This is a genomic window from Streptomyces kronopolitis, from assembly GCF_050953795.1.
GTDB classification, from domain to species: domain Bacteria; phylum Actinomycetota; class Actinomycetes; order Streptomycetales; family Streptomycetaceae; genus Streptomyces; species Streptomyces kronopolitis_A.
On the sequence record NZ_CP191850.1, the window covers coordinates 112,930 to 126,692 of the forward strand.

Annotated in this window: 16 protein-coding genes; 7 read left to right on the top strand and 9 right to left on the bottom strand. The window is 72.1% G+C overall.

Going from position 1 to position 13,763, the window contains the following annotated elements:
• The first annotated feature begins 36 nt into the window (after window positions 1-36).
• Window positions 37-1,521: an alpha/beta hydrolase gene (locus tag ACQP17_RS00515; protein WP_433854365.1), complete on the top strand. Its 1,485-nt coding sequence runs from the start codon at window positions 37-39 to the stop codon at window positions 1,519-1,521.
• Between the two features lie 110 nt (window positions 1,522-1,631).
• Here ACQP17_RS00515 and ACQP17_RS00520 read toward each other — a convergent pair whose 3' ends face one another.
• Both ACQP17_RS00520 and ACQP17_RS00525 read right to left on the bottom strand, forming a co-directional pair.
• Entirely contained in the window at window positions 1,632-2,276 is a 645-nt protein-coding gene (locus tag ACQP17_RS00520) for a dihydrofolate reductase family protein (protein WP_433854366.1), read from the bottom strand.
• An 89-nt stretch (window positions 2,277-2,365) separates the two neighbouring features.
• Window positions 2,366-3,298 carry a GlxA family transcriptional regulator gene (locus ACQP17_RS00525; RefSeq protein ID WP_433854367.1) on the bottom strand — a complete coding sequence of 311 codons (933 nt, stop codon included), beginning with the start codon at window positions 3,296-3,298 and terminating at the stop codon, window positions 2,366-2,368.
• 71 nt (window positions 3,299-3,369) lie between these two features.
• Here ACQP17_RS00525 and ACQP17_RS00530 point away from each other — a divergent pair, with 71 nt between their 5' ends.
• The gene (locus ACQP17_RS00530; protein ID WP_433854368.1) at window positions 3,370-4,059 is read left to right on the top strand and encodes an HD domain-containing protein; all 690 of its coding nucleotides are present in this window, start codon (window positions 3,370-3,372) and stop codon (window positions 4,057-4,059) included.
• Window positions 4,060-4,133: 74 nt separating this feature from the next.
• Window positions 4,134-4,553: a Rid family hydrolase gene (locus tag ACQP17_RS00535; RefSeq protein WP_433854369.1), complete on the top strand. Its 420-nt coding sequence runs from the start codon at window positions 4,134-4,136 to the stop codon at window positions 4,551-4,553.
• A gap of 88 nt (window positions 4,554-4,641) precedes the next feature.
• Here the strand turns inward: ACQP17_RS00535 and ACQP17_RS00540 are convergent, their stop codons facing one another.
• From ACQP17_RS00540 to ACQP17_RS00550, 3 genes are read right to left on the bottom strand one after another with little or no spacing between them, the layout of a single operon-like run.
• The gene (locus tag ACQP17_RS00540) at window positions 4,642-5,862 is read right to left on the bottom strand and encodes a cytochrome P450 (RefSeq protein WP_433854370.1); all 1,221 of its coding nucleotides are present in this window, start codon (window positions 5,860-5,862) and stop codon (window positions 4,642-4,644) included.
• A gap of 38 nt (window positions 5,863-5,900) precedes the next feature.
• Entirely contained in the window at window positions 5,901-7,265 is a 1,365-nt protein-coding gene (locus tag ACQP17_RS00545) for an NAD(P)/FAD-dependent oxidoreductase (RefSeq protein WP_433854371.1), read from the bottom strand.
• Complete coding sequence (locus tag ACQP17_RS00550; protein ID WP_433859800.1) at window positions 7,255-7,464, bottom strand: ferredoxin; 210 nt, start codon at window positions 7,462-7,464, stop codon at window positions 7,255-7,257. Before ACQP17_RS00550 ends, ACQP17_RS00545 begins: the two co-directional genes overlap by 11 nt.
• A 622-nt stretch (window positions 7,465-8,086) precedes the next feature.
• Here ACQP17_RS00550 and ACQP17_RS00555 point away from each other — a divergent pair.
• Both ACQP17_RS00555 and gntA read left to right on the top strand, forming a co-directional pair.
• The gene (locus ACQP17_RS00555) at window positions 8,087-8,758 is read left to right on the top strand and encodes a hypothetical protein (protein ID WP_433854372.1); all 672 of its coding nucleotides are present in this window, start codon (window positions 8,087-8,089) and stop codon (window positions 8,756-8,758) included.
• Between the two features lie 448 nt (window positions 8,759-9,206).
• Window positions 9,207-9,884 (top strand): guanitoxin biosynthesis heme-dependent pre-guanitoxin N-hydroxylase GntA, encoded by a 678-nt coding sequence (gene gntA, locus ACQP17_RS00560; RefSeq protein WP_433854373.1) that lies wholly within the window; start codon window positions 9,207-9,209, stop codon window positions 9,882-9,884.
• 85 nt (window positions 9,885-9,969) lie between these two features.
• Here the strand turns inward: gntA and ACQP17_RS00565 are convergent, their stop codons facing one another.
• Both ACQP17_RS00565 and ACQP17_RS00570 read right to left on the bottom strand, forming a co-directional pair.
• The gene (locus ACQP17_RS00565; protein ID WP_433854374.1) at window positions 9,970-10,587 is read right to left on the bottom strand and encodes a DUF2238 domain-containing protein; all 618 of its coding nucleotides are present in this window, start codon (window positions 10,585-10,587) and stop codon (window positions 9,970-9,972) included.
• 367 nt (window positions 10,588-10,954) lie between these two features.
• Window positions 10,955-11,341 carry a DUF7144 family membrane protein gene (locus tag ACQP17_RS00570; RefSeq protein WP_433854375.1) on the bottom strand — a complete coding sequence of 129 codons (387 nt, stop codon included), beginning with the start codon at window positions 11,339-11,341 and terminating at the stop codon, window positions 10,955-10,957.
• Window positions 11,342-11,791: 450 nt separating this feature from the next.
• Here ACQP17_RS00570 and ACQP17_RS00575 point away from each other — a divergent pair, with 450 nt between their 5' ends.
• Window positions 11,792-11,980, top strand: coding sequence for an SHOCT domain-containing protein (locus tag ACQP17_RS00575; protein WP_433854376.1), 189 nt, complete (start codon window positions 11,792-11,794; stop codon window positions 11,978-11,980).
• 191 nt (window positions 11,981-12,171) lie between these two features.
• Window positions 12,172-12,813, top strand: a complete 642-nt coding sequence (locus tag ACQP17_RS00580) for an HAD family hydrolase (RefSeq protein WP_433854377.1) — start codon at window positions 12,172-12,174, stop codon at window positions 12,811-12,813.
• A 103-nt stretch (window positions 12,814-12,916) separates the two neighbouring features.
• Here the strand turns inward: ACQP17_RS00580 and ACQP17_RS00585 are convergent, their stop codons facing one another.
• On the bottom strand, window positions 12,917-13,120 hold the full coding sequence (locus ACQP17_RS00585; RefSeq protein WP_364878680.1) for a DUF2180 family protein: 204 nt from the start codon (window positions 13,118-13,120) through the stop codon (window positions 12,917-12,919).
• A 226-nt stretch (window positions 13,121-13,346) separates the two neighbouring features.
• A complete protein-coding gene (locus ACQP17_RS00590; RefSeq protein ID WP_433854378.1) occupies window positions 13,347-13,589 on the bottom strand; it encodes a hypothetical protein in 243 nt (80 codons plus the stop codon).
• Window positions 13,590-13,763 lie beyond the last annotated feature (174 nt).

The following is a 13,763-nucleotide window of genomic DNA, read 5'->3' on the forward strand; positions in this document are numbered from 1 at the left end:
TCCGCCCCCTTCCGCCCTCCGAATGCGAGATCCGTGATGCCCTCCCCGCGCCGCACCGGCCTGCTCTGCGCCCTCGCGGTCACCGCCGCCGTCCTCCCCGCCACCCCCGCGCGTGCCACGCCCCCGGTCCCCGCCCTCCGCTTCGGCGCCTGCCCGGACTCCGTCCCCGCCCCGCCGGCCCCCGACCGCGTCGAATGCGCCCGGCTGCACGTCCCGTTGGACCGCGGCCACCCGGACGGCAAGCAGCTCCGGCTCGCGATATCCCGCGTCCGCGCCTCGGGACCGGCCGCCGAACGGCGCGGCGTCCTGCTGGTCAACCCCGGCGGGCCCGGCGGGGCGGGCCTGTCCTACGCCGTGACCAAGCGCGCCAAACTGCCCGAGCGGGTGCGCCGTTCGTACGACGTGATCGGATTCGACCCCCGCGGCACGGGCACGAGTGCGCCCGCCGACTGCGGGGCGATGGGCGGCCTCTTCGACGGCCCGGGGCCGGATCCCGTGCCGGTGGGGCGGAGGGCCGAGCGGGCCGCGCTCGACGGGCTGCGGCGGACCGCGGACGACTGCGCCCGGGGCGTCAAGGACGCCCTGCCGCATCTGTCGACCACGGAGACCGCCCGCGACATGGACGCGATCCGGGCGGCGCTCGGCGAGCGCCGGATCGGCTTCCTCGGCGTCTCCTACGGCAGCTACCTCGGGGCCGCCTACGCCGCCCGGTTCCCCCACCGGGTCGGCCGGATGGTGCTGGACAGCGTCGTCGGCCCCTGGGAGTGGTACGACTTCGATCTCCGCCAGTCCCGGGCGATGGTGCGCCAGCGGGCGGTGTTCTTCGCATGGACCGCCCGCGCGGCGGACCGCTTCGGGCTCGGCGCCGACCCGGCCACGGTCCGGGCCGCGTACCTGCGGGTGCGTGCCGGCCTCGCGCGCCGCCCCGTGGACGGCTTCGGCCCGGCGGAGTTCGACCGCGCCGTGTACCGGGCGCTGGGCCGCACCGAACGCTGGGCGGGGCTCGCCGAGGGCCTGCGCGCCTGGCTGCGCGACGGCAGCGTGGGGCCGCTGCGCCCGGCGGAGCCCTTCGACGGCGCCGCGTCACGCACGTACGAAGCCGCCAACCGCACCGTCAAGTGCGCGGACGGCCCCGCGCCCGCGCCCTCCCGTGTCCTGGCCGACCTGCGGCGGATGCGGCGGCTCGCCCCGCGGCCGGTGCTCACCGGGATGGAGGCCTCGGTGTGCGCCTACTGGCACCACCGCCCCGCCCACCGCACCCCGCTCGGCGGCCCCCAGGCCCCGCCGGTCCTGCTGATCGCCTCCGCGCACGACCCCGTCACGCCCCTCGCCGGCGCCCGGGCGCTCCAGCGTCGGTTGCCCGGTGCCCGCCTGGTCACCCTGCACGACGACTACTCCCACGGGGTGTTCGCCAGCCGGGGCAACCACTGCGTGGACGAGACGGCCGCGGCGTATCTGGTCGACGGCCACGTGCCGCGCGCCGATGTGCACTGCACGGGTCCCGGACTCCCGACGCCCTGACCGCCGCACGTCAGGCGGCCCCGGACCACCGCCTGACGTGCCACGCACCGATCACCGAGCCGGCCGGCACAGGCACCTGCGGCCGGCGCCGGCCACGGACCGAGGGCCCGTCACCTGCGCCAGAACAGATGGTGCGTCACCCCGCTCGGATTGGGCACGACATCGAGGTGGAACCGGTCGAGCAGCTCATCGGGGGACTCCCACAGGCGCAGCCCGGACCCGAGCTCCACCGGCGAGACGGCCACGTGCAGGGTGTCGACGAGGTCGGCCTCCAGGAACTCCCGGATGGTGCCGACTCCACCGCCGAGCCGGACGTCCTTGCCCTGCGCCGCGTCCCGCGCCTGCGCCAGGACGGCCGCCGGGTCGCCGGCGACGAAGTGGAACGTGGTGTCGGAGAGCGTGAACGACGGACGCCGGTGGTGGGTCATCACGAACACCGGGGTGTGGAACGGGGGCTCGTCACCCCACCAGCCCTGCCACTCGTGGTCCCTCCAGGGGCCGCGCTGGGGCCCGAACTTGTTGCGTCCCATGATCTCGGCGCCGATGTTGCGTGTGTAGTCCCGCGTGAGGTAGTCGTCCAGGCCCCGGCTCCCGCCGGAGTCGGTGCGCAGGGGCCAACTCGCCGTGGCACCGGCCCAGGCGAACAGCCTCCCGGGATCGACGTGGCCGAAGGGCCGCTCAAGGGTCTGGTCCTCGCCGGCACCGATGCCGTCACGGGACACACTGAAGTTCTGGACTCTCAGCAGCTGGGCCACGGGTTCCTCCTGTGAGGGCGACATCAGTGGTGAGACTACTCAAGGCGGACACCTTCGCCGCCGCGCCGCGGGAGAGGTGAAGTGGTCCGTCACCTCCGGAAGGTGCGCCGGTAGGCGGTGGGAGTGGTGTCCAGTACGCGCCGGAAGTGCAGTCGCAGGTTGGCGGCTGTGCCGAGTCCGCACTCACGTGCCACGCGGTCCACCGGGTGGTCGGTGGACTCCAGGAGTTCTCGTGCCCGGCCCACCCGGGCGTCGAGCAACCACTGCAACGGGGTCGTGCCGGTCTCCTCGGTGAACCGGCGCATGAGGGTGCGCTGGGAAAGGCCCGCGTGCCGGGCGAGTTGGCGCAGAGTGACCTGCTCGCCGAGGCGTTGCAGAGCCCACTCGCGCGTGTCGGACAGTGACGCGTCACCGGCCACCGCGACGGGGGCGGGCACGTATTGAGCCTGCCCGCCTTCGCGGTGCGGGGCGGCGACCAGGCCGCGGGCGATCCGGTTGGCCACCGCCGCGCCGAGATCCCGGCGCACGAGGTGCAGACACAGGTCGATGCCGCAGCACACCCCGGCCGAGGTGAGGACGTCACCCTCGTCCACGTAGAGCACCTCGCGATCCACCGACACGGCGGGGAAGTCGCGTGCGAGCTCCTCGATGTAGTGCCAGTGGGTGGTGGCACGCAGGCCGTCCAGTACACCTGCCGCGGCCAGCGTGAACGCTCCCGTACAGATCGACACCATCCGCTTGCCCTGCTCGTGCGCCTCGGCCAGTGCGGCGAGCAGGGCTTCCGGCTGTCGGCGAGGCGGTTCGGACCCCGGCACGATCACCGTGTCGGCGGCGTGCAGCTGTTCCAACCCCCCGTCGGCGTCCACCGCGAAGCCCCCGGTGGTGTGCACCTTCGCGCCGAAAGTGCACACGGTCGTCTCGTACGGGGTCTCGGGCCGGGCGGAGAAGATCTGCGCCGGGATCGCCAGGTCAAGGGGCATGACCCCGTCCAGGGCCAGGATCGCGATCCGATGAGGCGTCATGGCAATATCCTAATGACAGTGGGTAATTTTGCCTATCGCCAGTTCAGAGTGGTCCTCAGCATGCTGAGGACATGACCGCATCTCACCTTGAGACGGCCCCTGACAAGGGGGCTGCCGACCTGCTCACGCTGCCCGGCACACCGCTGACCGAGGCCGTGGTGGAGCTGATCCGCACGGTGGAGACACCGTCGGTTTTCCACCACAGCATCCGCAGTTACCTGTTCGCCCGGCTGGTGGCCGGCCGCCTCGGCCTGTCCGCGGGCCGCGACTACCACGACGACCTGCTGTTCTCCGCATGCGCGATGCACGACCTCGGTGTCGCGGCGGACGGCCCGCACCGTCAGCGATTCGAGGTCGAAGGCGCCGATCGCGCCGCCGCATTCCTCGTCGCACGCGGGGTGTCCGCATCGGACGCCGATCAGGTGTGGCGGGCGATCGCTCTGCACACCTCGCCGGGCATCGCGGAGCGCAGCGGCACGCTGTGCGCGCTCGTCCGCGCAGGCATCGCGCTCGACTTCGGCGGCCCGATGGGAGGCGACCACGCCGAGGCTCTCACCGGCGAACAGGCCGCGGCCGTGCACGCCGAGTACCCGCGACTGGACATGATCCGTTCGCTCACCGACGCGATCGTCGCGCAGGCCGCCAAGGGCCCCAACAACGCTCCCCGTTACTCGGCACCCGGTGAGTTCCTCCGTGAACGCGAGACCTTCGGCCGGACCCGGATGGAGCACTCCTTCCGCTCCTCCCGCTGGGGCAACTGACCCTCCCCGCCCCACAGCCCTGTCACCACCAATCCGTCACCACGAATCCGTCACCACGAAAGGGAGACACCGCAATGACCCGCCACACCGTCGAGATCCCCGAGGACTCCGAAGTCTTCGGAACAACCGTCAACGCCTTCGCGAACTTCGGCTACTCCGCCGCCGTGCGCGCGCACGGGCACCTGTTCATCGCCGGCACCATCGGCCGCCGGGCCGACGGCACCATCCCCGACGGCATCGAGGAACAGACCGAGATCGCTCTCGGGCGCATCGCGGAGATCCTCCGGCTGGAAGGCCTCGATCTGTCCGCGCTCGTCGAGGTGACCAGCTACCACGTCGACATCCACCAGCACCTGCCCGGCTTTTCGCGGGCCAAGGCGCGCCTGGTCGACGCTCCCTACCCGGCCTGGTCACTGATCGGCGTCAGCGCACTGGCCAGCCCCGGACTGCTGGTCGAAATCCGCGCCACCGCCGCCTACCCCGACGCATCCTGACGGGCCACCGCTCCTGGGCCCGCGGGCCGGGTCCAGGAGCGGGTCATGACCAGCGCCGCTGTCCGGGCGTTCGCGAGCCGCCGCGGACTCACCCCCCGCCGCGCCCGATGAGCAGATGCCGCGGGCCGCGCAGTACCGGGCTGCGGCGGTACTCGGGCGGATCCTCGATCAGGTGGGGCGCATCGAGGTGCTGGAGGAGTTCGTGCAGGGCGATCTGCGTCTCCAGACGGGCCAGTGGCGCGCCGAAGCAGCTGTGCACCCCGCTGCCGAATCCGAGGTGCTGGTTGTCCTCGCGCGCCGGGTCGAAGCGGTCGGCGTCCGCGAACCGCTGGGGGTCACGGTTGCCGGCGGCCAGCATCAGGATGAGGGGCGAGCCCTGGGGAATCGTGTGACCCGCGACCTCGATGTCGGCCAGCGGGGTGCGCTGCGGAAGCATCTGGACGGGCGGCTCGTAGCGCAGCAACTCCTCCACCGCCAGGGGCATCAGCCCGGGTTCCCTGCGCAGGCGCTCCAGCGCGTCGGGGTGGCGCAGCAGGGTGAGCATGCCGTTGGTGATCAGGTTCACGGTCGTCTCGTGGCCGGCGATGAGCAGCAGGACGCCGGTGGCCATGGTCTCCAGCGGGGTGAGCTGCCCCTCGGGGCCCGCGTCGTTGACGAAGGCGGAGAGCATGTCGCCGGAGGGGTGGCCGCGGCGCCGCTCGGCGAGGTCGCCCAGGTACAGCGCCATGGCCTTGCGTGCCTCGGTGCCGGCGCGCTGCCGCTCCTCGGGGTCCTCGTCCGGGGTGGGGTCGAACCCGGCGACGATCGCGTCCGACCAGGCGCGAAAGCGCGGCTCGTCCTCGTGCGGTACGCCCAGCAGCCGGCAGATCACGGTGACGGGCAGCGGATAGGCGAAGTCGTCGACGACATCGAACCGTTCCCTGTCCTTGAGCCCGGAGAGCAGGTCCCGCACGATGCGGGTGATCTCCTCGTGCATGCCGTCGATCCGGCCGGGGGTGTGGGGCGGGCCGAAGGACCGCATCGCCAGGCCGCGCAGCCGGTGGTGTTCGGGGTCGTCGAGTCCGATGAAGGACGGCGGCACCCCCTCCTCGTCCGTGCCCGCGGTCCCGTCCGGCACGGTGCGGTGGCGCCGGTCCGAGGAGATCCGCGGGTCGTGCAGCAGCGCCGCGATCTCGTGGTACGTCCCGACCAGGTAGCTGCCGTCGTCCTGGCGCGCCACGCCGTGCTCGCGGAGTTCGGCGTAGAGCGGATAGGGGTCGGCGCGGTTCGCGTAGTCGGTGATCCGCTGGAACAGGGTGTCCGCAGCCATGCTCGGGAACTCCTCGTCGCTAGGGAGTGGCGGTGGTCTCAGCGGGCCGGCTGCACCACGGTCAGGCGCCGGTCCGGCAGATGACCGGTCAGGGCCACCGTCGGACCGTGCGAGAGCAGCTTGGGGTCCGGCACGTCGGAGGGGACGGGTACCGGGGACTCCCTCCGGTCGGCGGCGCCCGGCGCGGGCGGGAAGGGCGCCGCCGTCTCGATCAGGTGCCGGTAGTAGTCCAGCGACCGGGCCTGGTTCACGCTCACCGCGGCGGTGACCCGTCCCCGGTAGCCGTAGACGGCGACCAGCCGGGCGTCCTTGAGCGACCCCTGCGCGATGACCACCTGGTCGGAGAACGTGGGGACCCCGACGGACTTGATGTTGAGGCCGAACTGGCTGGACCAGAAGGCCGGCACGGTCAGGTGCGGGCGTCTGCGCGGCCCGGGGCTGACCATGTTGTGGGCCGCCACCTCCGCCTGCGCCACGGCGTTGCCCCAGTGCTCCAGGGACAGCAGCTGGTACTCGAAGAGCGGGTGCGGGAAGCGGGCCACATCACCGGCGGCGAAGATGTCGTCGGTGACGATGCCGTACATGTCGAACGCGCGGCACCCCGCGTCACAGGTCACGCCCCTGGGGCCGGCGGCGAGCCCCGAGTCGGCGAGCCACTCGGTGTTGCGGACCGCGCCGAGGGCGATCACGGCGATGTCGGCGTCGATCCGCGTCCCGTCGGAGAACCGCGCGCCGGTGAGCCGGCCGTCGCCCTCCAGGGCGGTGACCGTCACCCCACAGCGCAGGTCGACCCCGTGCGCCCGCTGCAACTTCGCCGCCAGCTCGCCCAGTGTCCCGCCGAGCGCGCCGACCAGGGGCGCCGGCCCGCGCTCCGCGACCGTCACCTCCAGTCCGCGCTCCCGGCAGGCGGAGGCGATCTCCGAGCCGGTGAAGCCGGCGCCGATGACGAGCACCCGGCGCGGTCCGGCGTCCAGGCGCGCCGCGAGTGCGGCCGCGTCGCCGCTGGTGCGCAGGGTGAACACCCCGTCCAAGGCGGCCTCGTCCGGGTGGGGCCAGGGCCGGGCACGGGTTCCGGTGGCGATCAGCAGCCGGTCGAAGGGGACGTCCGTACCGTCGTCGAGGAGCACCCGCTTACCGATCGGGTCGAGCCCGCCGGCACGCACCCCGAGTCTCCAGTCCGCGTCGAGCCGGCGGCGCAGCGGCAGCCCGGTCCGGTCCGCGGTCACCTTCCCGAGCAGGACCTGTTTGGACAACGGCGGCCTGTCGTACGGGGGATGCGGTTCGTCGCCGATCAGGGTGAGCGAGCCGGTGAACCCCTCGGCGCGCAGCGTCTCGGCCGCCCGCAGCCCGGCGAGCGAGGCCCCGACGACGACGATCCGCCCGTCCCGTGGTTCACCGCGCACCGGCGCCCGCCTCCTCGCCCACGAGGATCGCCTGCACCGGACAGGCGGCCACCGCCCGCCGCACCCGTTCCCGCTGCTCCTCCGGAACGACCGGGGTGTACAACAGACTCTCCTCGCCGTGCATCGTGAACACGCCGGGAGCGAGGAACGCGCACTGCGCATAGCCCTGACACCGATTGAGATCGACGACGATATGCATCCCGAGCCGCTCCTCCCGCTGCCGGTGCCGCGTCATACCCGTCGTCCCTGTCTATCGCCGCTGCCGGTGCGACGCAGTGAGCGCTGGGCCATTCGGGGGGTTGCGCAGGGTGGTGACCGGCGGATGCGGCCCGAGAGCCCGGGCGGCCGTTCCTCTCCCCCGCACCGACACCCCCACCCGTACGGCACGGGCACGGGCGCAGGCACGCGCGGAAAGTGGGACGCCGACGCGCACACCCACACCACCGCCGACGCGCACACTGACGCCGGTAAGCCGGCACCCATGTAGGGGGCCTCTGTCCACGCGGAACACCACCCCTCACCGACCGCCGAGCAAAAGCCTCAAAGGAGTGAATAACGGATGGAGTTCAGACCCGGGCGGCAGCCGTCACGAGCCCCGGCCACCTCTCGGATGGCTCATTACCGACTCTTTTCTTCCTCGCGCGGACAAACCGAAGAAGAGCCCAACTCCCCATGAAGGAGGGAACGTTCGGCGGCCACCATACCCCCATGCGGCACGCGTCCCAGGACAAGGACAAGAGACCTTGGGTTAATTGCTGAGAGAGATGAGTAACATCCAGCCAACCGCAGATCAATCAGGCGAGAGAGAGCAGGCTGTTGTCATGTCAGACTCGGAGTTCACTACGCAGGTGGCCGCCAAGCTGGAACGCGTCACACAACAGATCGGCGAACTGCAGGAACTGAAGGCGAAGCTGGAGGACATCCAGCTGCACCTCGACACCCAGGCACCGGAGGAACCCGCCGTACCGCAGCCCGCGGAGGCCGAGAAGGCCGCGGCAGCTCCGGTGACCGTGCCCGCGGCGCGCCGGCCGGCTCCCGCCGCGCCGAAGGCCAAGCCCGCGAAGAAGGCGGCCGAGCGGGCGGCGAAGAAGCCTGCGAAGAAGGCGCCGGCCAAGGCGGCCCGGAGCGCCAAGAAGCCCCCGGCCAAGGTGGCGGGCGGCAGCAAGAAGACCCGCAAGGCCACGACGGCCCGGGTCAAGGCGCGGCAGAAGAACGCCACGCGCGCCGACCGCGTGCTCGCACTGCTCGACGAGCAGCCGCGCACGGTGGCGGAGATGACGAAGCTGCTGACGCAGGAGCACCCGGAGCACACCGCACCGGAGACCGCCGTGCGCAACACCCTGGAGACCTCGCTCGTCTCCCGGGGGCTGGCCCACCGCAGCAAGCAGGGCCGGAGCGTGTTCTACTCGCGTCCCGCCGCCGGGTCCGCGACCGCGGCGAAGGCGAACGACACCGAGCGGGCCGCCGAGAAAGCCGCGCCCGCCTCGGTCTGACCCACCCTCGCTCCCGTCTGCGGCACCGTCGCCCGCGGCCCTCTCCGGCCGCCCGCGGCAGGCGGACGGGAAGCGGCAGCCGACCGTCCGAGTCACCGGCGCAGGGCTCGGACCGGCCGACCGATGTCCGGGGCGTGCGGGCCCCGGCAATCGCGTGGACGAGCGGGGTGCACAGGGGTGGCACACTGCGGGGTACGGCTCGGCGGCGCGGCGCCGGAAGCGCGGTGTCCCACGGGGTGCGGGGCGGTCCGGGAAGCGGGTCCGGGGCATGGTGTGACGACGGCGATCAGACCGCCGCGGCCGGGCTTCCGGCCTCGTCGGCGGGGGTACCTCCGGAGGCCTCCGAGGCAGTATCTTGACGAACCGGCCTCGACCGATCTTGACTGCCAGGGTCCCTCCCCGTCGGGCCCCACCACGGGTATCGCCCCTCTCACCGAAGGTCACGCACATGACGGTTGACGCCATCGCCGCTCCGGCTGCCACCGCCGCCACCGAAGTCGGGCAGTTCTTGCTCGGCGATTCCTTTGCCTGTCTCGCCGGCCGGTCGGCCTGGCGGCAGGGGGGCATCACGCACCGCCATTACACCTGGTTCGGGGATGACACGGCGGCCGAGCAGATGGCGGCCGATCTCCAGGCGTATGTGGCGGCGGTGGACTGGGCCGCCAAGCCCTTCACCAGCTTCGTGGCCACCTTCTCGGGACCCTTGCAGCTGGCGGAGACGGAGTTCGAGCAGCTGCTGTGGCAGCACCTCCAGGCGGTGCACGACCATGACAGCCGGCTGCACACCTGGGCGGAGGGCTACGACCCCGACCCGTCGTCGGGCGCCTTCGCCTACAGCGTCGCCGGGCACCCGTTCTTCGTGATCGGGCTGCACGAGACCCACCGCCGCATCGGGCGCCGTCCGCCCTTCCCGATGCTGGCCTTCAACTCGCACGACCAGTTCAACCGGATCAAGGCCGCCGGCCTGTGGGACCGGCTGCAGGAGAAGATACGCAAGCAGGACATCGAGCTCCAGGGCGACATCAACCCCAACCTCCTGGAGTACGAGAAGCTCTCCGAGGCCCGCCGCTACTCGGGCCGTCCCAAGCCTGCCGACTGGGCGTGTCCGTTCTCCGCCCGGGTCTGAGCGACGGCTCCGGCCGACGCGCGCGGCCGGGCCGGATCGGCCCGGACCGCCGGCCACCGCCGCGCGCCGGTGGCCGTGCCGTCCGTCAGGCGCTCGCCGCCCGCAGCACGCCGTGGCGGGCGAGCTGACGGTCGTGGAGGCGGCTGAGCAGCAGGAGCGAGACGATCGCCCCGAAGAGGGCGCAGGCCATGTCCCACTGGGTGTCCCAGCGGTCCCCCTGCGTCGCGAGGTAGGCATCGGCCGCGGCCCCGCGCACCAGCGCCGCCCACCACTCGATCAGCTCGAAGAACGCGCTGAACGCCAGGCAGGCGCAGACGGTCAGCGGTGCCAGCCAGGAGCTGTTGCGCAAGGGCGAGGTGCGGACCAGGATCTCGCGGACCAGGATGGCCGGCACGAAGCCCTGGGCCAGATGCCCGATGCGGTCGTACGGGTTGCGGGAGAGACCGAGGACCTCCTCCAGCCAGTGGCCGAGCGGCACCTCGGAGTAGGTGTAGTAGCCGCCGACGATCAGGATCAGCGCGTGCACGGCCAGCAGGCAGCACAGCAGCGGGCTGAGCGGGAAGCGCCGCCGGAGCGCGACCAGCAGCGGCAGGCCGACGATCACCCAGCAGGTCTCCATCAGCCAGGTGGGACGGTCGTGCGGGCTGAGGCCCGACAGGGCCAGGGCGAGGAGCACGGCCGCGGCCAGCACCGGCGGGAACATGCGGGGAACGGTCAGGGCCTTCATGAGTCAGCCTCGAAACGTGGGGGGCGGTTCGGCGCGGCCGGGCCCGGGAATGGGCGGGCAGGCCCGGTCCCCACGTACGGCGCACGCGAAGGCCGGCAGCCGTCGCGCAGCGCTCCGTACGGGACCGGACCCGCTCCGCCGCGCACTCATGCGTTTCAGCGTCCGGCGTGCCGCGGACGGTGTCATGAGTACCGCTACTCAGTTCCGTGAGGGGGCGTGTGAAGGTACGGGGCGCGGCGGTGGCCGTCCGGCAATTCCGTCTTTCCCGGCCTTCGTGATCATCCCGGCCGTCCCCCGTCGGGGCATCGGCCGCCGGCCGCGGCGCTCAGTCGCTACGCGCGGCTCAGGTGAGGGAGCGCCGGTCGCCGGCGCACAGCGCCCAGATGATGACGATGTCGATGGCCAGGAGGGTGAGGGCCCAGAGCGGGTAGTGCGGAATCCAGAGGAAATTCGCCACCGCGCCGAGGCCCGCCAGGATCACCCCGACGATGCGGGCCCAGGTCGCCCCCTTGAAGAGCGAGAGGCCGGCCAGCAGGATGACGATTCCCAGGATCAGATGGGCCCATCCCCAGCCGATGACATCGAAGCTGAAGACATAGTGCCGGGTCGTGAAGAAAATCCGGTCGTTGGCGATGGCGGAAATGCCCGCGAGAATCGTCATGGCGCCGCCGAATACCAGCAGCACCGCGGCGAACATCGTCCATCTGGTGACGGCTTTTCTTTTGCTCATGGCCCGCCTCGTCGAGGAAGAGTAGCTGTGGACCGGCCACCTGCCCGGTGCGCTGAGAACCCTTCCAAGGTTCCACGGGTAGGGACACGGCGCATCTCATCGGACGGGTCGGGCCAGGCTCCGCGCCGCCACGGGCACGGAGCGGACACGGCCCCCGCGACCGGCCTCCGGGGGAATGGCGATATGCGGCACCCGGCCGTCCGGGGGAATCACCCCTGTGCCGCGAGAACCGTTTTCCCGCTGCGCCGGGGCCGCCCCGGAAGGCCTTTCCCCTTTCCGTTGTCGTTCCCTTGTGTTTCCCTTGCGCCACCGAAGTGCGGCCGACTGCGCGGGGCGGTGCAATGGAGACCGTGGGCCGCGGCTGCCGGCCCGGTGCGCCCGCGCCGTGCGCCGGGGCGGACGGTGCGCGCCGACGAGTGAGCGAGGCCGGAGAGTGAGCGAGGTGTCCCCGTGAGTGATCAGGACTACGAGCAGGAGAGGCAGGACGGCGGCTTCGATGCCGGGTCGTCCGCCACGGACCCCGGCGACGACATGAGCGCCAAGATCGCGCAGCTCAAGAAGCTGACCGAGCTCAAGACGCAGGGAGTGCTCACCGACGCCGAATTCGAGGCGGAGAAGCGGAAGCTCCTGGAGTCCTGACCGCCTGAGCCCGGCGCCCCCCGCGACCGCTTCCCCGGCGTTCGGGCCCGCCGTCGCCGTTCTCACCTCGCCCCGTCAGCCCGACCCGTCACAACGGCCGGAAACACTGGCTTGACTATCCCGGTCCTGCCAGTGACGTGCACATGGCGCATATACGATCGGATGTCCCCCCTACGGGAAGGCCATCCCCCATGAACAAGACCACCGGTCGCAGAACCAGCTGGCTCCTGCTGCTCGCCCTGGGCAGCCTGGCGGCGTTAAGCGTGCCGACCGCGAGTGCGGCCACGCGCATACCCCACACCACCGCGGACACCGGACGCGCACGCGGGTGCGTCATGGTGTACTTCGACCTCGGCGAGACGCTGGTGCACACGGCCAAGGACGAGAGCGTGCGCTGGATGCCGGGAGCCGCGGAGCATCTGCGGGCACTGCGGGCCCGGCACATTCCGGTCGGCCTGATCACCAACGTGCCGTCCTCCTGGGGCGCGACGGACGCGGAGCGTGCGGCGAAGCTGAAGGAAGTGATCGACAAGGACTGGGCCGACAAGCGCCCGTTCGCCTGGTCCGACTTCGGGGACCGGATCTTCACCCCGCGCACCGAGGCGGAGCGCAAGCCCGCGCCCGCCCTGTGGGAACGCGCCAAAAAGGCCGCGGGTCCCTGCCGGGTGGTCTATCAGGCCGAGACCAAGGACGAGGTACAGGCCGCCGGAGCACTCGGCTACGTCACGTACCTGGCGACCCGGCCCCACTGGCCCGCGTACCTGCCGGTGCCGCTGATCGCCGCACTGGCCCGGCTCCCCTACCCCAACACGGCCGCTGCCCGGCTGAGTTGAGCACCGCGGCCCACCGCACGTACGGGTGCGGTGGGCCGCGCGGCGGGCACGCGGGTGCCGGGCGGTCAGGCGTCTCCCGCCACCCCGCGGGTCGCCACCGGCCTCATTCCAGCTGGGTCGCTCCCCGGCAGATCAGACACACGATGCGGCGGGCCATCTCCGGCATGGTCGTCTTGCCGACACCGTGCACCTGCACCACGGTCTGCGGTGCGGAGAAGGCGTGCTCCTGGCACAGCGCGGCGCCGCAGTTGCGGCAGATCGCCACCGCGGCGGTGCCTCGGTCCGGCACGCAGTCGTAGCAGTTCATGCGCATTCCGATCTCGTGGGGAAGGCCGGCGCGGCCTCAGCGGCAATGTACGTCGCGCCGCGGGACGGAGCCGGAAGCACGGTGCCGGGTCGGGGCGGACTCACCTGGCCGCGCCACGACGACGGCCCCCGGAGCGGGGCACCACGCCGCGGCTGCCCCCGAGCGGGAGCGCTCGGGGGCAGCCGGAGACGGAAGCGGAATCAGGACGAGGTGGGCCGGTGCGCCGTCAGTCGACCGGCTCGTGCGGGATCGGCTGGTCGGGGTGGACCCCCGGGGCCTTGGTCTCGCCGACCCGCCCGGTACCGGCCTGGTCGGTGTCGGGGATCGTCTCGTCGGGACCGTCGGACTCGTGCTCCGACAGCTCGGGGTCCCACGGGTCGGGGACCGGGCTGTCGGCATCGGCCTGCTGACTCGGCAGGTCGTGGGGCAGCGGGGCGTTGTCGTCGCCGGTCGTGTCGTTACGGGCCATCAGTGGGCGTGCCTCCTCGCCGGTGGGATCGGGTGTCCAGGCCCGGTACCCGGCTTCCGCCACCTCATGCCCGGCACAGGAGTTGTAGCGAAGATCGTCTTCTGGACGGAGGCGAACGGCGGGAGCCGATACCTTGCGGTGGCAACCGGAGCCGGGCTGCCGATCAGCGCCCGG